Origin of the sequence: Actinotalea ferrariae (assembly GCF_019733465.1) — a bacterium.
GTDB lineage: Bacteria > Actinomycetota > Actinomycetes > Actinomycetales > Cellulomonadaceae > Actinotalea > Actinotalea ferrariae_A.
Map to the genome: position 1 here is coordinate 1 of NZ_JACVQL010000132.1, position 18,905 is coordinate 18,905.

Below are 18,905 nucleotides of genomic sequence, written 5' to 3' on the forward strand. Positions count from 1 at the left end.
GGCTGGAGCGGGACCCCCGTGCGGTCCTCGTGCCCGCCGCCGTGCGCGCCGTCGGGCGAGCACGGCGCACGGGCGACGCGCTCGCGGCGCGCGGCATCGCCGACTGACGCGTCCCTCCCGGCGACGGCCGTCCCCGCCCGGAGGGAGGCCCGGCTCGACGGGCCGGGCGTCACCCGCCGCACTACCGTGACGGCCATGACCTTCAACGAGGGTGGGAGCTTCGAGGGCGGCCGTGTCGGCACGCGCCGCGGCGGCGCGATCGCGGGCGGCGGCGCCGGCCTCGCGATCGTCGCGTTCCTCATCTACCAGTTCACCGGCATCAACGTCGGTCCGGCGCTCGAAGGCGTCTCGGGCGGGGGCGCCGGCCAGGAGGAGCAGGGAACCGTCGGCGAGTGCTCCGCCGAGGAGGCGAACACGACGCGCGAGTGCCGCCTGTCGGCGACGGTGCAGTCCCTCGACGCCTACTGGGCCCAGGCGGTGCCGGCGGCCGGCATGGAGTTCGTCCAGCCCGACGTGTGGATCTTCGAGGAGGCGACGTCGACCGGGTGCGGCAACGCGTCCGCGTCGACCGGCCCGTTCTACTGCCCGCCGGACCAGGGCATCTACCTGGACCTCGGCTTCTACGACCTGCTCGAGAGCCGGTTCGGCGCCTCGGGCGGCCCGCTCGCCGAGATGTACGTGACCGCGCACGAGTACGGCCACCACATCCAGACGATCACCGGTGTGATGGACCGGGCCGACCGCCAGGCCAGCGGGCCGACGTCGGACTCCGTGCGCGTCGAGCTGCAGGCCGACTGCTTCGCCGGGGTGTGGGCCGGGCAGGCCTCGACGCAGGTGGACCCGGACACGGGCACGGTGTTCCTCGAGCCCATCACGCAGGACGAGCTCGCCGACGCTCTCTCGGCGGCCGAGGCCGTGGGCGACGACCACATCCAGGAGCAGTCCGGTGGCGGGGTGAACCCGCACACGTGGACGCACGGGTCGAGCGAGCAGCGTCAGCGCTGGTTCACGACGGGGTACGAGTCCGTCGACCCCGCGTCGTGCGACACCTTCGCGGCCGCCGAGCTCTGACCGGCCGTGGTCGCCGCAACACGCCGCCGGGCCCCGGCCACCGACCGCCCATGACCGCGACGGTGCCGGACCACCGGCGGTCGGTCGGCACGGGCGTGCTGCTCGGCGTCGCGGTGATGGCGGCCGTGGACGAGATCGTCTTCCACCAGCTGCTGGGCTGGCACCACTTCTACGACCGCGCGACGCCCGACGTCGCCCTGCTCTCGGACGGTCTCCTGCACGCGGCCGAGCTCGTCATGCTGGTCGCGGGCGTGTTCCTGGTGGCGGACCTCAGCCGGTCCGGCCGGCTCGCGCGGGCGTCGGCGTCCGGCGGGGCCCTGCTCGGTGCGGGTGGCTTCCAGCTCTTCGACGGTCTCGTCGACCACAAGCTGCTGCAGCTCCACCAGGTCCGCTACGGGGTCGACCTGCTGCCCTACGACCTGGCGTGGAACGCGGCGGGACTGGTGCTGCTCGCGGCGGGCGCCGTCGTGACACGGCGTGCGGGCCGCGCGCTGCGCGGCCGGGCGACCGGCTGACGCCGGGCTCTCGCGATGACGACCTGGTGGCCCGCCGCGGCGACGTCGGCCGTCCTGGCGACCGGGTACCTCGGGGCGCTGCTCGCGCGCCCGGCCCACCTGCGCCCGTGGAGCGGCCTGCGCACCGTCGCGTGGCTGGTCGGGGCCGTGCTCGTCGGGGTCGCGCTCAGCCCTCCCCTGGCCGAGCACGCGCAGCACGACCACGGCGCGCACATGGCGCAGCACCTGCTGCTCGGCATGTACGCCCCGCTAGGGCTCGTGCTCGGCGCCCCGCTCACGCTGGTGCTGGGCTCGGCACCCCGCGCCGCGGCCGTGCCGCTGGTCCGCGTGCTGCGGAGCCGGCCGGTGCACGCGCTGAGCCACCCGGTCACCGCAGCCGCCCTCAGCACGGGCGGGCTCTTCGCGCTCTACCTCACGCCGCTCTACGAGCTGACCAGGTCGAGCACCGTGGTCCACGGCCTGGTGCTGGCGCACCTGCTGCTCGCGGGGTGCCTGTACACGTGGGCGATCGCCGGGCCGGACCCGGCGCCGCGCCGGCCGGGGACGACCGTGCGCGTGGCGACCCTCGTCGTCGCCGCGGGTGCGCACGCCTTCCTCGCCAAGCTGCTCTACGCCGACGCGGTCCGGACGCATGCCGACGGCACCCACCACGGCGCCGCGATGACGGACGCCGCCCAGGCGATGTACTACGGCGGCGACGGCGCGGAGCTGCTCCTCGCCGTCGCGCTCTTCGCCTGGTGGTACCGCCGCGGCGGCACCCGGGCCGGCCGGTCGGCCCGGGCGGCACCGACGGCGCCGTCCGCGCCGGCGGTACCGCTCCGATGACGGTCAGAGGGTGAGGCCGACGGTCAGATGTTGAAGCCGAGCGCCCGCAGCTGCTCGCGGCCGTCGTCGGTGATCTTCTCGGGACCCCACGGCGGCATCCAGACCCAGTTGATCCGGAAACCGTCCACGACGCCGTCGAGCGCGGTCGCCGACTGGTCCTCGATGACGTCCGTGAGCGGGCACGCCGCCGAGGTGAGCGTCATGTCGATCACCGCGTGGTTGTTCTGGTCGAGCGCGACCCCGTAGATCAGGCCGAGGTCGACGACGTTGATGCCCAGCTCCGGGTCGATGACGTCCCGCAGGGCCTCCTCGACGTCCGCCGCGGTGGGCGGCATCGGCATCGGGGCGGAGCCCGGTGTGGTCGTGGTCATGCGTCCTCCTCGGTGGGTGGTGCGGCGGGCGTACCCGCGTGGCCTGCCTGGATCAACGCGTCACGCAGCGCCGACCATCCCAGCAGGGCGCACTTGATGCGAGCCGGGTAGCGCGCGACGCCGGTGAACGCGGTCGCGTCGCCGAGGCGGTCCTCGGACTCCTCGTCGAGGCCCTCGCCGCGTGCGTGCATGAGCCGGCGGAACGTCTCGCCGAGCTCCTCGGCGGTCGCGACCGGCTCACCGCTCACGAGCTCCGACATCACCGAGACCGAGGCCTGGGAGATCGAGCACCCCTGGCCCTCCCAGCTCACGCGCTCGACGGCGTCGCCAGCCAGGTGCACGCGGAGGCGGACCTCGTCACCGCACGTGGGGTTGACCTGGAACGACTCGGCCGCGTGGCCGTCGGCGAGGCCGCGGCCGTGCGGCGACTTGGCGTGGTCGAGGATGAGCTGCTGGTAGAGCTGCTCCATCGGGCTGCTCATGCGCCGTCCCCCAGTCCGAAGAAGGGCCGGACGGAGGCGAGCGCCGCCCCGAAGGCGGCCACCTCCTCCGGCGTCGTGTACACGGCGGCCGACGCGCGCGCCGTCGCCGCGACGCCGAAGCGGCGGTGCAGCGGCTGGGCGCAGTGGTGCCCCACGCGGACGGCGACGCCCGCGTCGTCGAGCACCTGGCCGACGTCGTGCGCGTGCACGCCCTCGACCACGAACGACACCGCGGCGAGGCGGTCCCGGTTCTCCGTCGGACCGAGGACGCGCACGCCCGGCACCGCGGCCACCGCGTCGAGCAGCAGGCCGGCGATCTCCCGCTCGTGCGCCGCGACCGCGTCCATGCCGAGGTCGCGCAGGTAGCGTGCGGCCGCGCCCATCGCGACGGCCTGGGCGACCATCTGCGTCCCGGCCTCGAACCGCTGAGGGGGCGGCGCGTACGTCGTCGTCTCCATGGTGACCACCTCGACCATCGAACCACCGGTGGTCACGGGCGGCATGGCCTCGAGCAGCTCGCGGCGCCCGTACAGCGCGCCCACGCCCGTCGGCCCCAGCATCTTGTGGCCCGAGAAGGCGGCGAAGTCGACGCCCAGCTCGTGCAGGTCGACGGGCAGGTGCGGCACGCTCTGGCACGCGTCGAGCACGGTCAGGGCGCCCACCTCGTGGGCCCGGGCGACGAACGCGGCGACGTCCGTCACGGCCCCGGTGACGTTCGACGCATGGGTGAACGCGAGGACCTTCGTGCGCTCGGTCACGGTGGTCGCGAGCTCGTCCGTGCGGAGCCGTCCGTCGTCGTCGACACCGATCCAGCGCAGCGTGGCGCCGGTGCGCGCGCACAGCTCCTGCCAGGGCACGAGGTTCGCGTGGTGCTCGGCCTCGGTCACCACGACCTCGTCGCCCGGGGCGATCGCGAACCGGCGCGAGGCCGCTCCCCCGCGCCCGAGCGAGGCGTTCGACATGGCGTACGCGACGAGGTTGAGACCCGCGGTCGCGTTGGTCTGCCACACGATCTCGCCGACGTCGGCGCCCACGAGGTCCGCGACCTCCTGGCGCGCCTGCTCGAACGCCTCGGTCGCCTCCTCGGCGAGCTGGTGCGCACCGCGGTGCACGGCGGCGTTGCGCTGCAGGTAGAAGTCCTGCTCGGCGTCGAGGACGACGTCCGGCTTCTGGGACGTCGCGCCAGAGTCGAGGTAGACGAGCGGGCGACCGCCGCGCACCGTGCGGGTCAGCAGCGGGAAGTCCGCGCGGACCGCCGCGAGCTCGGCGGGTGTCAGCACGTGCGCGGGCTCGGCGGCCCGCGGCTCCAGGGTGGCTGTCATGGTGTCCCTCCGGCTGACGGGCGTTGGTCTCGGGCGGTGGGCGCGGTCGGCCAGGCCGGCGGTGCGGGCACCGCCGGCCGGCGCGACGTCAGGCCTTGGTGAGGAACCGGTCGTAGCCCTCGGACTCGAGGCGGTTGGCCAGCTCGGGGCCGCCCTCCTCGGCGATCCGGCCGTCCACGAAGACGTGGACGAAGTCGGGCTCGATGTAGCGCAGGATGCGCGTGTAGTGCGTGATGAGAAGCACGCCGACCTCCCCGGTCGACTTCACGCGGTTGACGCCCTCGGAGACGACGCGCAGCGCGTCGACGTCGAGACCGGAGTCGGTCTCGTCGAGGATCGCGATCCGCGGCTTGAGGAGCTCCATCTGGAGGATCTCGTGGCGCTTCTTCTCGCCGCCCGAGAAGCCCTCGTTGACGTTGCGCTCGGCGAACGTCGGGTCCATCCGCAGCTGCTCCATGGCGCCACGCACGTCCTTGACCCAGTGACGCAGGGCGGGCGCCTCGCCGTCGATCGCCGTCTTGGCGGTGCGCAGGAAGTTGGAGACGCTGACGCCCGGCACCTCGACGGGGTACTGCATCGCGAGGAACATGCCTGCGCGGGCGCGCTCGTCGACGCTCATCGCGAGGACGTCCTCGCCGTCGAGGAGCACGGTGCCCGACGTGATCTCGTACTTCGGGTGGCCCGCGAGCGAGTACGCGAGCGTGGACTTGCCGGAGCCGTTGGGCCCCATGATCGCGTGGGTCTCGCCGCTGCGGACGGTGAGGTCGACGCCACGGAGGATCGGCTTGGGGCCCTCCTTGGTCTCGACGCTGACGTGCAGGTCGCGGATCTCGAGCGTGGTCATGCGGTTCTCCTCAGACGTTCGCGGTGACGTCGATGTCGACGAGCACACGCTCGCCGTCGACGGTCACGGGGTAGACGGGGACGGGCCGGGTGGCGGGCAGCGCGAGGGGCTGACCGGTGCGCAGGTCGAACGTCGAGCCGTGCAGCCAGCACTCGATGGTGCAGCCGTCGACCTCGCCGTCGGACAGGGAGACCTGGCCGTGCGAGCAGATGTCGCTGATGGCGTGCCAGGCACCCTCGGAGTCGCGGACCACCGCGACCTCCACGGGGCCGGACTCGCCCTCGAGCTCGACGCGCAGGGCCGAGCCCGGCTCGACGTCGTCGACCATGCAGGCGAGCTGTGCGCTCATGCCAAGATCACCGGGTTGTTCGCCGAGACGTCGGGCGCCTCGGAGTCCGTCACGGTGCCCGGGACGCCGACGGGACCGGCGGGCGCGGGCGCACCGGCGGCCGACTGCAGCGCCGACATGCTCTTCTCGAGCTCGGCCTCGATCGCGCCGATGAGCCGCTCCTCGACCTCGGGCAGCCCGATCTGCTGCACGAGCTCGGCGAAGAAGCCGCGCACCACGAGCCGACGGGCGTCGGCCTCGGGGATGCCGCGCGCACGCAGGTAGAAGAGCTGCTCGTCGTCGAACCGACCGGTCGCCGAAGCGTGGCCGGCGCCCTCGATGAGCCCGGTCTCGATCTCGAGGTTCGGCACCGAGTCGGCACGCGCCCCGTCGGTGAGCACGAGGTTCCGGTTGAGCTCGTAGGTGTCGGTGCCCTCGGCGTTCGCGCGGATGAGCACGTCGCCCACCCAGACCGTGTGCGCGCCCGCGCCCTGCAGCGCGCCCTTGTAGGTGACGCGCGAGCGGCACGAGGGTACGGCGTGGTCGACGAAGAGCCGGTGCTCCTGGTGCTGGGCCTCGTCGGCGAAGTACAGCCCGAGCATCTCGACCGAGCCGCCCTCGCCCGTGAACTCCGCGTCCGGCGTGACGCGCACGACGTCACCGCCGAGGGTCACGACGATGTGCTTGACCGAGGCGTCGCGGCCCAGGCGCATCCGGTGCGACGCGGCGTGGACCGAGCCCTCGGCCCAGTCGTGGATGGACACGACCGTGAGGTGCGCGCCGTCCTCCGCGACGACCTCGACCGTCTCCGTGAGGTCGACGCGACCGATGTGGTCGATCACGACGACGGCCTCGCTGAGCGGCTTGGCGTGCACCAGCAGGTGCACGGCCGACGCCTCCGGCAGACCGTCGGCCGAGTCGGCGACCGGCAGGCCCTCGACGCGCACGCTGGTCGCGGCCGAGGCCACGGCCTGGGCCGGGACCGTGACGACCGTCGCCTCGCGGAACGAGCTCCAGGCCGCCGCGGCGGTCCGGTCGCCGGGCTTGCCGGCGGTGCCGAGGCGCGCGTCGTCGCGCCCGACGATCTCGACCTGGACCTCCGGGGCCTCGACGACCGTGACCTGCGTGGCCGTGCCGGTCAGGCCCGTGCCCGCGCGGTCGAAGAGCGGCGCGAGCCGGCTGACCGGCGAGAAGCGCCACTCCTCCTCACGGCCGGTGGGGACGGGGAAGTCGGCGAGGTCGAACGACGTCCGGCGCGCCGCTCGCGACGTCTCGGGCGTGCCGCCCGTGCCGTGCGTGTGCGCTCCGTCGGCGACGGCCCGGCTGTGGTCGGTCGTCAGGTCGGTGGCCATGTCTGTGGTGGGGGCCTCTCGGTTCGGGTCAGGTGGGGCTGGTGCTGCGTGGGAGCCGTCGGCCATCAGCCGACGGAGCCTTCCATCTGCAGCTCGATCAGCCGGTTGAGCTCGAGCGCGTACTCCATGGGCAGCTCGCGCGCGATGGGCTCGACGAACCCGCGCACGATCATCGCCATGGCCTCGGTCTCCGCCATGCCGCGGGACATGAGGTAGAAGAGCTGGTCCTCGCTCACGCGGGAGACCGTCGCCTCGTGGCCCATGGAGACGTCGTCCTCGCGGACGTCGACGTAGGGGTAGGTGTCCGAGCGCGAGATCTGGTCCACGAGCAGCGCGTCGCACAGGACGGTCGAGGCGGAGTGCTCGGCACCCTCGAGGACCTGGACGAGGCCACGGTAGGACGTCCGGCCGCCGCCACGGGCGACGGACTTCGAGATGATCGACGACGACGTCCGCGGCGCGGCGTGCACCATCTTGGCGCCCGCGTCCTGGTGCTGACCCTCGCCCGCGAAGGCGATCGACAGCGTCTCGCCCTTGGCGTGCTCACCCATGAGGTAGATCGCGGGGTACTTCATCGTGACCTTCGAGCCGATGTTGCCGTCGACCCACTCCATGGTCGCGCCCTCGGCCGCCGTCGCACGCTTGGTGACGAGGTTGTACACGTTGTTCGACCAGTTCTGGATGGTCGTGTAGCGCACCCGGGCGTTCTTCTTGACGATGATCTCGACGACCGCGGAGTGCAGCGAGTCGGTCGAGTAGATCGGCGCGGTGCAGCCCTCGACGTAGTGCACGTACGAGCCCTCGTCCGCGATGATCAGCGTGCGCTCGAACTGGCCCATGTTCTCCGTGTTGATCCGGAAGTAGGCCTGCAGCGGGATCTCGACGTGGACGCCCGGCGGCACGTAGACGAACGAGCCGCCCGACCACACCGCCGTGTTGAGCGCCGCGAACTTGTTGTCGCCGGACGGGATCACGGAGCCGAAGTACTGCTCGAAGATCTCCGGGTGCTCGCGCAGGCCCGTGTCGGTGTCGACGAAGATGACGCCCTGCTCCTCCAGGTCCTCGCGGATCTGGTGGTAGACGACCTCGGACTCGTACTGCGCCGCGACGCCGGCGACGAGGCGCTGCTTCTCGGCCTCCGGGATGCCCAGGCGGTCGTACGTGTTCTTGATGTCCTCGGGCAGCTCGTCCCACGACGTCGCCTGCTTCTCCGTGGAGCGCACGAAGTACTTGATGTTGTCGAAGTCGATGCCCGACAGGTCGGAGCCCCAGTTCGGCATGGGCTTCTTCTCGAACAGCCGGAGCGCCTTGAGACGCGTCTTCAGCATCCACTCGGGCTCGTTCTTGAGCGTCGAGATGTTGCGGACGACGTCCTCGGACAGGCCGCGCTGGGCGGACATGCCTGCGGCGTCGCTGTCGTGCCAGCCGTACCCGTAGCTGCCGATCGACGCGATGATCGCCTCGTCGGTGGTCATGGGCTCGGTGGGTGCGCTCATCGTGTTCCCTCCACGGTCCCGCGTGCGGGACGGTCGGATCCTGGTGCTTGCGTGGTCGTGCTGGTCTCGTGCGTCGTGCTGGTAGGGCTGGTCGGGGTGGCGTCCGCGGTCGCGGCTCCGGCACCCGCTGCGCTCGCCGGCGTCGTCGGCAGCACGGGGACGTGGGTCGTGCACACGTGCCCGCCCGACGCGAGCGTCGACAGGCGCTGGACGTGGACACCGAGCATCCGCGAGAAGAGCCTCGTCTCGGCCTCGCACAGCTGCGGGAACTGCGCGGCCACGTCCTGCACGGGGCAGTGCCCCTGGCAGAGCTGGACGGCGCGGCCGCCGGGGACGGGGCGCGCCGAGGCGGCGTAGCCCTCCCCCGCGAGCCCCGCGGCGAGGGCTGCGACACGGTCCTGGGTCGACGCGTCCGCGGCGACGCCGAGGTCGCCGAGACGCGCCTCGAGGTCCGCGACGCGCCGCTGCGCGAACTGCTCGACGGCCTCGGCACCCGCGACCTGCGTGAGGAAGGTGAGCGCCTGGGCCGCGAGGTCCGAGTACGCGTTGCTCAGCGCGGCCTGACCGCGTTCGGTCGCCACGTAGCGCCGCGCCGGGCGGCCCCGGCGGGGGGCACCGGCGACGGCAGCGGTGTGCACGACGATCTCGCCGGCCTCCTCGAGCGCGCCGACGTGGCGGCGCACGCCCGCGGCGGTGAGGTCCAGGTCGCGCGCGAGCTCGACCACGGAGACCGGGCCGTCCTCGACCACGAGGCGCAGGATGCGCCGGCGGGTGGTCTGCTCGGCCGGGTCGTCCATCGCGGGCGCCGCGGTCGGACGGCCGGTCCGGGCGGGAGCAGGCTCGAGCACGGACGAGGGGACTGTCGGCACGTCTGACCTCCTCGGGCTCGTCGGGCGGGTGTGTCCAGCGGTGCTCCCCGGCCTGGGCCGGGACGGCGCGCGGCAGTGGCCGCGATATAGACAACATCCTTGTTGCCGAAATCCTTCCGTGCAACGAAGGCACGCCTCACCTGGTGCGAGGCCGTCCCGGTGCCGCACCTAGACTTCCCGCTCGTGCCCCCTGCCCCGTCCCCGCGCGTCGCGGTCGCCGTCGACGGGCTCGTCAAGCGCTACGGCCGCACGGAGGTCGTCCACGGCGTCGACCTCGCGGCCCCCGCGGGAGCCATCACGGCGCTCCTCGGCCCCAACGGTGCCGGGAAGACGACGACCGTCGAGTGCTGCGAGGGCCTGCGCCGTCCGGACGCCGGGCGGGTGCGGGTGCTCGGCCTGGACCCCGTGCGTGACGCACGTCACCTGCGCCCGCGGGTCGGCGTGATGCTCCAGGACGGCGGCCTGCCGAGCACGGTGCCCGCGGGCGAGGCGCTGCGCCACGTCGCGGCGATGTACGCCCGGCCGCGAGACCTCGGCGAGCTCGGCGAGCGCCTGGGCCTCGGCTCGTTCACGCGCACGCAGGTCCGGCGGCTCTCGGGCGGTCAGCGCCAGCGCCTGGCCCTCGCCGCGGCCGTCGTCGGGCGGCCCGACGTCGTCTTCCTCGACGAGCCGAGCGCGGGCATGGACCCGCAGGCACGGCTCGCGGTCTGGGACCTCGTGCGCGAGCTGCGTGAGGCGGGCACGAGCATCGTCCTGACCACGCACCAGATCGCCGAGGCCGAGGCGCTCGCCGACCACGTCGTGGTCGTCGACGACGGTCGTGTCATCGCGGCCGGGACCACCGCCGAGCTCGTGGGCGCGCACGACGTGCTGCGCGTCGTCGTGCGCCCGACGACGGACGACGACGCCCCCTCCCTCACCGCGGCGCTCGCAGACGCCGGTCGCCCGGCCGAGGTCCGGTCGGCGCCGTCGGCGGTCCCCGGCACGCTCGAGGTCGTGGCCGCGGCGGACCCGGCGCTGGTCCACGCCGTGACCGGGTGGGCCGCGGGGCGCGGGGCGCTCGTCACGTCGCTCTCGGCCGGCGAGCGCACGCTCGAGGACGTCTTCCTCGACCTCACCGGACGGCGGCTGCGATGAGCGACGACCCCACGACCGCGGCGCGCACGCCCGACCGGCACGCGGCGGACGGGCCCGTGGCCGACGGCCACGGGCTCGTGGTGGACGGGCACCAGGTGGCGGCGCCCGTCGCCCGCCGCGTCGGCGCGCAGGCGCTCGCGGAGGTCCGCACGGTCCTGCGCAACGGGGAGCAGCTCGTCATCACGCTCGTCCTGCCGCTGCTCATCCTCGTCGCGCTGACCCGAACGACGTTCGTCGACCTCGGCCCCGGGGACCGCGTCGAGCTCGTCGTGCCCGGCGTCCTCGCACTCGCGGTCATGTCGACGGCCTTCACGTCCCAGGCGATCGCGACCGGCTTCGACCGGCGCAACGGCGTGCTGCGTCTGCTCGCGACGACACCGCTGGGCCGGGGCGGGCTCGTCGCGGGCAAGGTGCTCGGCGTGGTCGCGCTCGAGCTCCTCCAGCTGACCGTGCTCGCCGGTGCGGCGCTCGCTCTCGGCTGGCGGCCGGACGTCGCCGGCGTCCCGGGGGCGCTGCTCGCCCTGCTCCTGGGCACGGCCGCGTTCACCTCGCTCGCGCTGCTGGTCGCCGGGCTGCTGCGCGCCGAGGCGGTCCTGGCCGTGGCCAACCTGCTGTGGGTGCTGCTGCTCGCCGGCGGGGGCGTCGTCCTCCCGGTCTCGATGCTGCCGGGTCCGCTCGGCGACGTCGCGGCGCTGCTGCCGTCGGGAGCGCTCGGCGAGGCACTGCGGGCTGCGCTCGGGGGTGACGGCCTGCCGATCGTGCCGCTCGTCGTGCTCGCCGCGTGGACCGCCGTCCTCTCCGCCCTCGTGGCGCGCACGTTCCGCTGGTCCTGACCGCACGTCTGCCCTCCGCGAGCCTCGGACCGGCGCGTCCCGAGGGTTCGTGAGCAGCGCCACCCCCGGGCGGGCACGCCCGCCGTCCGGGCGGCCGCCGACGGCGACTACCGTGGGACCGTGAGCAGCACGACGGCCCCCGCACCGGCACCGACCTCCTCGACCGGTTCGTGGCGGGACCCGTCGCCCGTCTGGCGCCGACGTGCCCTCGTGGCGAACCTCGTCGCGCAGGTGCTCATCGTCGGCACGGGCGGCGCCGTCCGGCTCACGGGCTCGGGCCTCGGCTGCTCGACGTGGCCCCAGTGCGAGCCGGGCGAGTTCACCCCGGTGCTGCACGAGGCCGCGACGTTCCACCCCTTCGTCGAGTTCGGCAACCGCACCCTCACCGGGGTGCTGGCTGTGCTCGCGATCGCCGCCGCCTGGGTCGCGTGGCAGCGGTCGGACCGTTCGCCCGGCTACCGCCGGCTGGGCCTGGTCCCGCTCCTCGGCGTCGTCGTCCAGGCGGTCGTCGGCGGCGTGACGGTGCTCGTCGACCTGCACCCCGGCGTCGTCGCGGTGCACTTCCTCGTCTCCATGGCGCTCGTCGCCGCCTCCACCGCGCTCCTGCTGCGCGATCGCGAGGGCGACGGCGCCCCGGTCGCCACCGTGGGTGCGCCCGCACGGCTGGTCGGCCGAGCGCTCGTCCCCCTGCTCGCCCTCGTGCTGGTCCTCGGCGTGATCACGACCGGGTCGGGTCCGCACTCGGGCGACGAAGAGGTCGCCTATCGCTTCGCGCTCGACCCCGTGGCCGTGGCCCGCGCGCACTCCGCGTCGGTCTGGCTCTACGTCGTGGCGGTCGTCGCGGTCGTCGTCCTGACGAGGCGGGTCGCCGACGGCCTGCCGACCTCGGCGGAGGTGCGCCGGGCCGCCGTCGTGCTGCTCCTCGCGACCCTCGCGCAGGGTGCGGTCGGCTACGTCCAGTACTTCACCGGCCTGCCGGTCGTGCTCGTGGGGATCCACATGATCGGTGCGAGCCTGCTCGTCATCGCCCAGGTGCGGCAGACGCTCTCCCAGCGCGTGCGCGTCTGACCACGTCCGCTGCGGACGTATCCGGCCCGTGCCGATCGGCTCCTCCATCCGGAAGCCGATCGTCCGGTCCTACGACTACCGTCGGCCTGACGCCGGCTGCCCCGGCGCCCACGACGACGTGGAGGACCGCACGATGACCGAGCAGAGCACCTACAGCGACACGGCGACGTTCCGCGGTGCGGACTTCCGGCGGGCGGACCTCAGCGGCGCACGCTTCCGCGACTGCAACCTCGCCTCGGTCCGGATCGCCAGCTCGTGGGTCGACGACCTGCGCATCACGGGCTTCGACGGGAGCGTCGGGACGGTGCACGTGGACGACGTCGACGTCAGCGCCTACGTGAGAGAGGAGCTCGACCGTAGGCACCCCGAACGCGTCGTCGTGCGCGCCGCACGCTCGGCCGACGAGCTGCGGGCGGCCTGGGCGGAGCTCGAGCGCCTCTGGGACGGCACCGTGGAGCGGGCAGGCCGCCTGCCCGAGGCGGTGCTCCACGAGCGGGTCGACGACGAGTGGTCGTTCGTCGAGACCGTGCGGCACCTCGTGTTCGCCGTCGACACCTGGGTGGGCCGGATGATCCTCGGCGAGCCCGCGCCGAACGACCCGATCGGGCTCCCGCCGACCGACATGGCACCTGCGGCGACCGAGGCGCTCGGACTGGACCCCGCCGCGCACCCCACGGCGGCGGACGCGCTTGCCGTCCACGCGGCTCGCCGCGCGCGCTTCCGCGAGGTGCTCGGCGGCCTCCGCGACGAGAAGCTGGACACGCCCCGCAGCGCGGTCCTCGAGCCTCCCGACGGCGTCGAGGAGCGCACGCTGCGCGAGTGCGTCACCACGCTGCTGCGCGAGCACTCCGAGCACCGGCGGTTCGCGGTCCGTGACCTCGCGGTGCTCGAGGCGCGCGACGGCGGGGTGGGTCCCGGCTGAGACCCGGCGCGGTCAGCCGACCGGCCGCAGTCCCGTCCAGCCGCCGGCCCGCGCGACGGCGGCGGCGAGCAGGCCGTTGACGGCCGACGGGTTGCGGATCACGCCCGCCTGGACGGCGGCGACGGCCTCGTCCAGCGGGACCCAGCGCAGCTCCATGTCGCGCTCCTCGCCCTCGCGCTCGTGCCGCTCGTCGTCGGGCACGGGGTTCAGGTCGCGCGCGAGGAACACCCTGATCGCCTCGTCGCTCCCCCCGGGGGTTGTGAAGTAGTCCAGCAGCACCCACCACGAGCCGGCGACGAGGTCCGCCTCCTCGGCGAGCTCCCGGGCGGCGGCCTCGCGGAGGTCCTCGCCGGGCACGTCGAGCAGGCCGGCGGGCGGCTCCCACAGCTCGCTGCGCACGGGATGCCGGTACTGCCTGAGCAGCAGCACGCGGTCCTCGTCGTCGAGCGCGATGACCGCGACGGCACCGGGGTGGCGCACGAACTCGCGGCGCACCGTGCCCGCCTCACCGAGGTCCACGGTCTCGCGGACGACGTCCCAGACCATGCCGTCCAGCACCGTCTCGGCGTGCACGACCGGCCGCTCGACCGGCACGTCGGCGAGCGGCGAGCGCGAGGCGGTCATCGCGCCTCGGCGCGGCGCTCGAGCGCGGCCTGCACGAGGCCCGCGAAAAGCGGGTGCGCACGCGTCGGCCGCGACTGGAACTCCGGGTGCGCCTGCGTCGCCACGTAGTACGGGTGCACCTCGCGCGGGAGCTCGACGAACTCCACGAGCGAGGAGTCCGGGGAGACGCCCGAGACGACGAGGCCGGCCTCCTCGAGCTGCTCGCGGTAGGCGTTGTTCACCTCGTACCGGTGCCGGTGCCGCTCCTCCACGCGGTCGCTGCCGTACGCCTTGGCGACGACGGAGCCCGCGGTGAGGACGGCCTCGTACGAGCCGAGCCGCATCGTGCCGCCCATGTCGCCCTCGCCGCCGACGATCGTGAGCTGCTCGGCCATCGTGGCGATCACGGGGTGCTCCGTGGAGGGGTCGAACTCGGACGACGACGCGCCGGTGAGGCCCAGCACGGTCCGCGCGTACTCGATGACCATGACCTGCAGGCCGAGGCAGATGCCGAGCGTCGGCACGCCCTTCGTCCGCGCCCACGTGAGCGCGCCGACCTTGCCCTCGATGCCGCGGACCCCGAAGCCGCCCGGGACGAGGACCGCATCGACGCCGGACAGCGCCCGCTCCGCCCCCTCGGGCGTCTCGCAGTCGTCGGACGGGACCCAGCGGATGTCGACGCGCGCGTCGTTGGCGAAGCCGCCCGCACGCATCGCCTCGGTGACGGACAGGTACGCGTCGGGCAGGTCGACGTACTTGCCGACGAGCGCGATCTCGACGGACGTCGAGGGCTGGTGGACGGCGTGCGTCACCCGCTCCCAGCTGGCCCAGTCGACGTCGTGGAACGGCAGGTCGAGACGGCGCACGACGTACGCGTCCAGGCCCTCGCCGTGCAGGACGCGCGGGATGTCGTAGATGCTCGGCGCATCGGCCGCCATGACGACCGCCTCGGCGTCGACGTCGCAGAAGAGCGCGATCTTGCGCTTGGTCGACTCGGGCACGGGCCGGTCGGCGCGCAGCACGAGGGCGTCCGGCTGGATGCCGATCGAGCGCAGGGCGGCGACCGAGTGCTGGGTCGGCTTGGTCTTCAGCTCGCCGCTGGGGCCGATGTAGGGCACGAGCGAGACGTGCAGGAAGAAGACGTTGTCCCGGCCGAGGTCGTGGCGGACCTGCCGGGCGGACTCGAGGAACGGCTGCGACTCGATGTCGCCGACGGTGCCGCCGATCTCGGTGATGATGACGTCGACCTCGGGCCCGGCCTGCGCGCGCATGCGCGCCTTGATCTCGTCGGTGATGTGCGGGATGACCTGCACCGTGTCGCCCAGGTACTCGCCGCGCCGCTCCTTGGCGATCACGGACGAGTAGATCTGCCCCGTCGTGACGTTCGCCTGACCCGTGAGCGGGACGTCGAGGAACCGCTCGTAGTGACCGATGTCCAGGTCCGTCTCCGCGCCGTCCTCGGTGACGAACACCTCACCGTGCTGGAACGGGTTCATCGTCCCGGGGTCGACGTTGAGGTAGGGGTCGAGCTTCTGCATCGTGACGCGCAGGCCACGGGAGCGGAGGAGTCGGCCCAGGCTGGAGGCGGTGAGCCCCTTGCCGAGCGAGGAGGCGACGCCTCCGGTGACGAAGATGTGCCGGGTCGTGTTGTCCGACCGCCCGGAGAGTCGGTTTGCTCGCTCTGCCACGGGCTTCCACTCTACCCGACCTGACGCGTCCCGGAGCCGCCCGCGCCGACGGCCGCGCGCCACACCCGCTCGAGCTGGTCGAGGGTGTCCTCGGCGGCAGGGAGCCGCGCGGCCTGCTCGAGCGCTGCCGCGCGCAGCCCGGCGCTCCTGGCGGTGTCGTTCAGCACCTCGCGCACCGCCTCCGCGACGGCCCGCGCGTCGGTCGGCACGAGCACCGCGGCGTCGCCCGTGACCTCCCGCGTGCCGCCCACGTCCGTCGCCACCACCGCGGCTCCGGCCGCGAGCGCCTCCTGCACCCCCAGGGGCTGCCCCTCCCACCGTGCGGTGCTGACGACGACGTCGGCGGCGGCGAGCAGGTCGGGCACGTCCGAGCGCCTCCCGAGCAGCCGCACCGGCAGGGACTCGGCCTGGCTCCGGCGCTCGACCTCACCGGCGAGGGGACCGTCCCCGGCGACGACCCAGAGCACGTCGGTGCCGCGCAGGAGCGCCGCGGCGTCGCACAGCAGGTCGAGACCCTTCTGCGGCGCGAGCCGCGCGACGGTGAGGACGAGCGCCACGTCGTCGCCGATCCCGAGCGCCGCCCGCACCTCGCCCGGACCCGCCGATGCGGCCCGGTGCGGCGGCGCCGGCACGAGAGCGCGCTCGGTGCGCGGAGCACCCCGGCGCGCGGCCCGTTCGACGAGGTCGCCCGAGACGCCCAGCACGGTGTGCGCACCGCGCGCGACGACCACCTCGAGCGCGGCTGCCACACCGCGCACGGCGCGCCCGCCCACCGGCAGGTTGTGCAGCGTCACGACGACGGCAGGGCCGCGCCGGACGGCGCGAGCGGCGATCACGGCGAGCGCGCCGGCGCGCAGCCCGTGGGCGTGGACGACGTCGGCGGTGGCGACGAGAGCCCTCAGCCGCCGGAGCGCGACGACGTCGCCGGGTCCCGGGCGGTCGCTGATCTCGACGGGCAGGTACGGCACGCCCGGCGCGGCGATCTGCCCGGCGAGCTCGGCCGGTCCTGCGACCGCCACCCTCGCGCCTCGTGCGGCCCCGCCCCGCGCGACCTCGGCGACGTGGCGTGCGACCCCGCCCGCGCTCGAGCCCAGCACCTGCAGCACCCGGGGCCCGCGGGCGCCCCCGCTCCTCGGGGTGGTGGCAGCGTGCTGGCTCGCGTCACTCATGCCTGTCCTCGCTCCGGTCGTTCGTGGTCGTCGTCGTCCCGCTCAGCATCGTGGCGCCCGGCGTCGTCCCGCTCAGCATCGTCCCGCTCGGCGTCGTCGACCGGCAGCACGACCGGTGCGCCCACGGCTGCCGCCGGGCCGAGTGCCACCGACCCGCCGGCCAGCGCCACGCCGTCGTCCGCGTCCGGACGGGCCGCACCGGTGTGGCGGAGGCCGTGGAGCGTGCCGCGGTCGAGAGCCACGGCCGCCGCGAGCACGATCGTGGCCGCGACCACGCCGCCGACGGCACCGCCGAGGACCGCGACCCCCACCGAGCCGCTCACGGTCAGCACGGCGTCGGACGCGAACCGCCCGGCACCCGCCCCTACGGCGGCGGCGGCGAGGGCGACCACGAGCGTCCGTCCGAGCCCCGCGGCGGCGCCGTGGCCCGCGGCCCGTGCGGTGAGGACGAGCAGGAGCGCGCCGGCGACGACCATGCCCACCGTGCTGCCGATGGCCAGGCCCGCCAGCGTCGCGGCGCCGTCGCCGCCGTCGGGGGCGAGCACGAGCACGGCGACCACCGAGCCGGCGGCGACCGTGAGCCAGCCGGCGGCGACACCCGTCACGGACGCGCGCCCGCGCTCGAGGGCGAACAGGACGCGTGACAGGTGGAAGAGCAGCGCGAAGCCCAGGAGACCCGGCGCGAGGAGCGTGAGCGCGGGACCCATCGCCGCGATGTCCCCGCTGTCCTCGCTCGCGTCCGTCGCCATGAACACCCGCGCGACGGCGGGTGCGGCCGCGGCGAGCGCAGCGGCGCCCACGGCCGCGACGAGGAGCACCGCGCGCGTGCTCGCGGCGACGAGCCGGCGGGTCGCGTCGTCGTCCCGACGCGCGTGGTGCTCCGCGATGCGCGGGAAGGACGCCGTCGCGAGGGGCACCGCGAGCACCGCGTACGGCAGGAGGTAGACGGCTTGCGCGTACTGGAACAGGTTGATGGTCCCGAGGTCGCCGCGCGCGTTCGCGAGCCGGATCGTCACGACGACGGCGACCTGCTGGGCCACGAGCCCGCCGAGGCCCGAGAGCGCGAGGTGCCGCGCGCGCCGCGCCACGCCCGTGGGGAAGCGCAGCGTGGGGCGCAGGCGCACGCCCGAGCGCAGCACGGGCACGAGCAGCGGAAGGCTCATGGCCGCCACGCCGGCCGTCGTGCCCCAGCCCAGCCACGCCACGGCGTCGGGGGGCAGCGCGGCCGGGTCCTCGACGGCCTGGACGGCCAGCGCGCGGAAGACCAGGTAGCTGACGATGACGACGGCGCTCGAGAGCAGCGGCGCGGCCGCGGGCCAGGCGAAGCGCCGCTGCGCCTGGAGGATCCCGGTGAGCACGACGCCGATGCCGTAGAGCGCGACCTGCGGCGCGAACACCACGAGCAGGTGCGCCGCGAGGTCGACCGTGTCCGCGGTCCTGTCCGTCGGGCCGAAGAAGAGGCCGACGAGCGGCCGCGCGAAGACGGCGAGCAGCACCGAGCCGGGGACCAGGACGACGACCGCCCACGTGAGCATCGCCGAGGCGATGCGGTCGACGTCGGCGCGGCTCCCCCGGCTCAGCGGTCCGGCCAGCAACGGCACGACGGCGCCTGCCAGGGCGCCGCCGGCCACGACCTCGAACAGCACGTTGGGCAGGAGGTTCGCCGTCGCGTACGCCGTCCCCGTCGGCGTCTGGCCGACCGCGTACGACTGCACGAGCCACCGGCCGAACCCGAGGACGCGGGACAGCACGGTGATGCCCGCGATGAGGGCGGCCGCGCCGGCGATCCCGGTCAGGGCCCGCCGCGCGGCGGGGCTCACGCCGTCCGGTCCGGCGGCCGCCGTCCCCAGGTGTCGAGCGCACGCAGAGAAGGCGTCCGCTCGATCACGGCCGTGAAGCTCACGCGCTCGCTCGCGAGCGTCAGCGCGACCACGCCGGCGAGCGCGACGAGACGGCCGCGGCGCGGCAGCGCGGCGGCTGCGGCCACGCCGACGACGGCGCCCAGCGCGT

At 74.4% G+C, this 18,905-nt stretch carries 19 protein-coding genes and 1 pseudogene; 7 read left to right on the forward strand and 13 right to left on the reverse strand.

Annotated features, from left to right (window positions below; all coding sequences use genetic code 11):
* Positions 1-195: 195 nt before the first annotated feature.
* Genes ypfJ through ICW40_RS11260 form a run of 3 tightly spaced genes read left to right on the forward strand, consistent with a single transcriptional unit; the run spans position 196 to position 2,411 of the window.
* Positions 196-1,071, forward strand: coding sequence for a KPN_02809 family neutral zinc metallopeptidase (gene ypfJ / locus ICW40_RS11250; RefSeq protein ID WP_221653965.1), 876 nt, complete (start codon positions 196-198; stop codon positions 1,069-1,071).
* 50 nt (positions 1,072-1,121) lie between these two features.
* Positions 1,122-1,586, forward strand: a complete 465-nt coding sequence (locus ICW40_RS11255) for a DUF2243 domain-containing protein (protein ID WP_221653967.1) — start codon at positions 1,122-1,124, stop codon at positions 1,584-1,586.
* Positions 1,587-1,601: 15 nt separating this feature from the next.
* Positions 1,602-2,411 (forward strand): cytochrome c oxidase assembly protein, encoded by an 810-nt coding sequence (locus ICW40_RS11260; protein WP_221653969.1) that lies wholly within the window; start codon positions 1,602-1,604, stop codon positions 2,409-2,411.
* 23 nt (positions 2,412-2,434) lie between these two features.
* Here the strand turns inward: ICW40_RS11260 and ICW40_RS11265 are convergent, their stop codons facing one another.
* From ICW40_RS11265 to ICW40_RS11300, 8 genes are all read right to left on the reverse strand, one after another.
* Positions 2,435-2,782, reverse strand: coding sequence for a metal-sulfur cluster assembly factor (locus tag ICW40_RS11265; protein ID WP_260459102.1), 348 nt, complete (start codon positions 2,780-2,782; stop codon positions 2,435-2,437).
* Complete coding sequence (sufU, locus tag ICW40_RS11270) at positions 2,779-3,264, reverse strand: Fe-S cluster assembly sulfur transfer protein SufU (RefSeq protein ID WP_221653970.1); 486 nt, start codon at positions 3,262-3,264, stop codon at positions 2,779-2,781. Before sufU ends, ICW40_RS11265 begins: the two co-directional genes overlap by 4 nt.
* Entirely contained in the window at positions 3,261-4,586 is a 1,326-nt protein-coding gene (locus tag ICW40_RS11275) for a SufS family cysteine desulfurase (protein ID WP_221653971.1), read from the reverse strand. The genes sufU and ICW40_RS11275 overlap by 4 nt, the downstream gene beginning before the upstream one ends.
* Positions 4,587-4,674: 88 nt before the next feature.
* Positions 4,675-5,430 (reverse strand): Fe-S cluster assembly ATPase SufC, encoded by a 756-nt coding sequence (gene sufC, locus ICW40_RS11280; RefSeq protein WP_221653972.1) that lies wholly within the window; start codon positions 5,428-5,430, stop codon positions 4,675-4,677.
* Positions 5,431-5,440: 10 nt separating this feature from the next.
* Positions 5,441-5,779 (reverse strand): non-heme iron oxygenase ferredoxin subunit, encoded by a 339-nt coding sequence (locus ICW40_RS11285; RefSeq protein WP_221653973.1) that lies wholly within the window; start codon positions 5,777-5,779, stop codon positions 5,441-5,443.
* Positions 5,776-7,110: a Fe-S cluster assembly protein SufD gene (gene sufD, locus ICW40_RS11290; protein ID WP_221653975.1), complete on the reverse strand. Its 1,335-nt coding sequence runs from the start codon at positions 7,108-7,110 to the stop codon at positions 5,776-5,778. Before sufD ends, ICW40_RS11285 begins: the two co-directional genes overlap by 4 nt.
* Positions 7,111-7,175: 65 nt before the next feature.
* Complete coding sequence (gene sufB, locus ICW40_RS11295; RefSeq protein ID WP_308121754.1) at positions 7,176-8,606, reverse strand: Fe-S cluster assembly protein SufB; 1,431 nt, start codon at positions 8,604-8,606, stop codon at positions 7,176-7,178.
* Complete coding sequence (locus ICW40_RS11300; RefSeq protein WP_308121755.1) at positions 8,603-9,475, reverse strand: helix-turn-helix transcriptional regulator; 873 nt, start codon at positions 9,473-9,475, stop codon at positions 8,603-8,605. Before ICW40_RS11300 ends, sufB begins: the two co-directional genes overlap by 4 nt.
* A gap of 183 nt (positions 9,476-9,658) precedes the next feature.
* On the opposite strand from ICW40_RS11300, the gene ICW40_RS11305 reads away from it, so the two are divergent.
* The 4 genes from ICW40_RS11305 to ICW40_RS11320 all read left to right on the forward strand — a co-directional run bounded on the left by ICW40_RS11305 (position 9,659) and on the right by ICW40_RS11320 (position 13,435).
* Positions 9,659-10,612 (forward strand): ABC transporter ATP-binding protein, encoded by a 954-nt coding sequence (locus tag ICW40_RS11305; RefSeq protein WP_221653976.1) that lies wholly within the window; start codon positions 9,659-9,661, stop codon positions 10,610-10,612.
* Entirely contained in the window at positions 10,609-11,445 is an 837-nt protein-coding gene (locus ICW40_RS11310; protein WP_221653978.1) for an ABC transporter permease, read from the forward strand. Before ICW40_RS11305 ends, ICW40_RS11310 begins: the two co-directional genes overlap by 4 nt.
* Positions 11,446-11,565: 120 nt before the next feature.
* Positions 11,566-12,513 (forward strand): COX15/CtaA family protein, encoded by a 948-nt coding sequence (locus ICW40_RS11315; protein WP_221653980.1) that lies wholly within the window; start codon positions 11,566-11,568, stop codon positions 12,511-12,513.
* Between the two features lie 133 nt (positions 12,514-12,646).
* A complete protein-coding gene (locus ICW40_RS11320) occupies positions 12,647-13,435 on the forward strand; it encodes a DinB family protein (protein WP_221653982.1) in 789 nt (262 codons plus the stop codon).
* Between the two features lie 12 nt (positions 13,436-13,447).
* Here the strand turns inward: ICW40_RS11320 and ICW40_RS11325 are convergent, their stop codons facing one another.
* From ICW40_RS11325 to ICW40_RS11345, 5 genes and pseudogenes are all read right to left on the reverse strand, one after another.
* On the reverse strand, positions 13,448-14,059 hold the full coding sequence (locus ICW40_RS11325) for an NUDIX domain-containing protein (protein WP_221653984.1): 612 nt from the start codon (positions 14,057-14,059) through the stop codon (positions 13,448-13,450).
* Positions 14,056-15,726 carry a CTP synthase gene (locus ICW40_RS11330; RefSeq protein ID WP_221653987.1) on the reverse strand — a complete coding sequence of 557 codons (1,671 nt, stop codon included), beginning with the start codon at positions 15,724-15,726 and terminating at the stop codon, positions 14,056-14,058. Before ICW40_RS11330 ends, ICW40_RS11325 begins: the two co-directional genes overlap by 4 nt.
* Before the next feature lie 11 nt (positions 15,727-15,737).
* Positions 15,738-16,895 (reverse strand): glycosyltransferase family 4 protein, encoded by a 1,158-nt coding sequence (locus ICW40_RS11335; RefSeq protein ID WP_221653988.1) that lies wholly within the window; start codon positions 16,893-16,895, stop codon positions 15,738-15,740.
* The gene (gene murJ / locus ICW40_RS11340; protein WP_221653989.1) at positions 16,892-18,715 is read right to left on the reverse strand and encodes a murein biosynthesis integral membrane protein MurJ; all 1,824 of its coding nucleotides are present in this window, start codon (positions 18,713-18,715) and stop codon (positions 16,892-16,894) included. Before murJ ends, ICW40_RS11335 begins: the two co-directional genes overlap by 4 nt.
* Positions 18,712-18,905, reverse strand: a pseudogene (locus ICW40_RS11345) (hypothetical protein); the annotation flags it as partial. The pseudogene ICW40_RS11345 and the gene murJ, both read right to left, overlap by 4 nt.

Coding starts and splice junctions, on each gene's coding strand:
- ypfJ (WP_221653965.1), top strand. CDS start 196: ATGACCTTCAACGAGGGTGGGAGCTTCGAGGGCGGCCGTGTCGGCACG.
- ICW40_RS11255 (WP_221653967.1), top strand. CDS start 1,122: ATGACCGCGACGGTGCCGGACCACCGGCGGTCGGTCGGCACGGGCGTG.
- ICW40_RS11260 (WP_221653969.1), top strand. CDS start 1,602: ATGACGACCTGGTGGCCCGCCGCGGCGACGTCGGCCGTCCTGGCGACC.
- ICW40_RS11265 (WP_260459102.1), bottom strand. CDS start 2,782: ATGACCACGACCACACCGGGCTCCGCCCCGATGCCGATGCCGCCCACC.
- sufU (WP_221653970.1), bottom strand. CDS start 3,264: ATGAGCAGCCCGATGGAGCAGCTCTACCAGCAGCTCATCCTCGACCAC.
- ICW40_RS11275 (WP_221653971.1), bottom strand. CDS start 4,586: ATGACAGCCACCCTGGAGCCGCGGGCCGCCGAGCCCGCGCACGTGCTG.
- sufC (WP_221653972.1), bottom strand. CDS start 5,430: ATGACCACGCTCGAGATCCGCGACCTGCACGTCAGCGTCGAGACCAAG.
- ICW40_RS11285 (WP_221653973.1), bottom strand. CDS start 5,779: ATGAGCGCACAGCTCGCCTGCATGGTCGACGACGTCGAGCCGGGCTCG.
- sufD (WP_221653975.1), bottom strand. CDS start 7,110: ATGGCCACCGACCTGACGACCGACCACAGCCGGGCCGTCGCCGACGGA.
- sufB (WP_308121754.1), bottom strand. CDS start 8,606: ATGAGCGCACCCACCGAGCCCATGACCACCGACGAGGCGATCATCGCG.
- ICW40_RS11310 (WP_221653978.1), top strand. CDS start 10,609: ATGAGCGACGACCCCACGACCGCGGCGCGCACGCCCGACCGGCACGCG.
- ICW40_RS11320 (WP_221653982.1), top strand. CDS start 12,647: ATGACCGAGCAGAGCACCTACAGCGACACGGCGACGTTCCGCGGTGCG.
- ICW40_RS11325 (WP_221653984.1), bottom strand. CDS start 14,059: ATGACCGCCTCGCGCTCGCCGCTCGCCGACGTGCCGGTCGAGCGGCCG.
- ICW40_RS11335 (WP_221653988.1), bottom strand. CDS start 16,895: ATGAGTGACGCGAGCCAGCACGCTGCCACCACCCCGAGGAGCGGGGGC.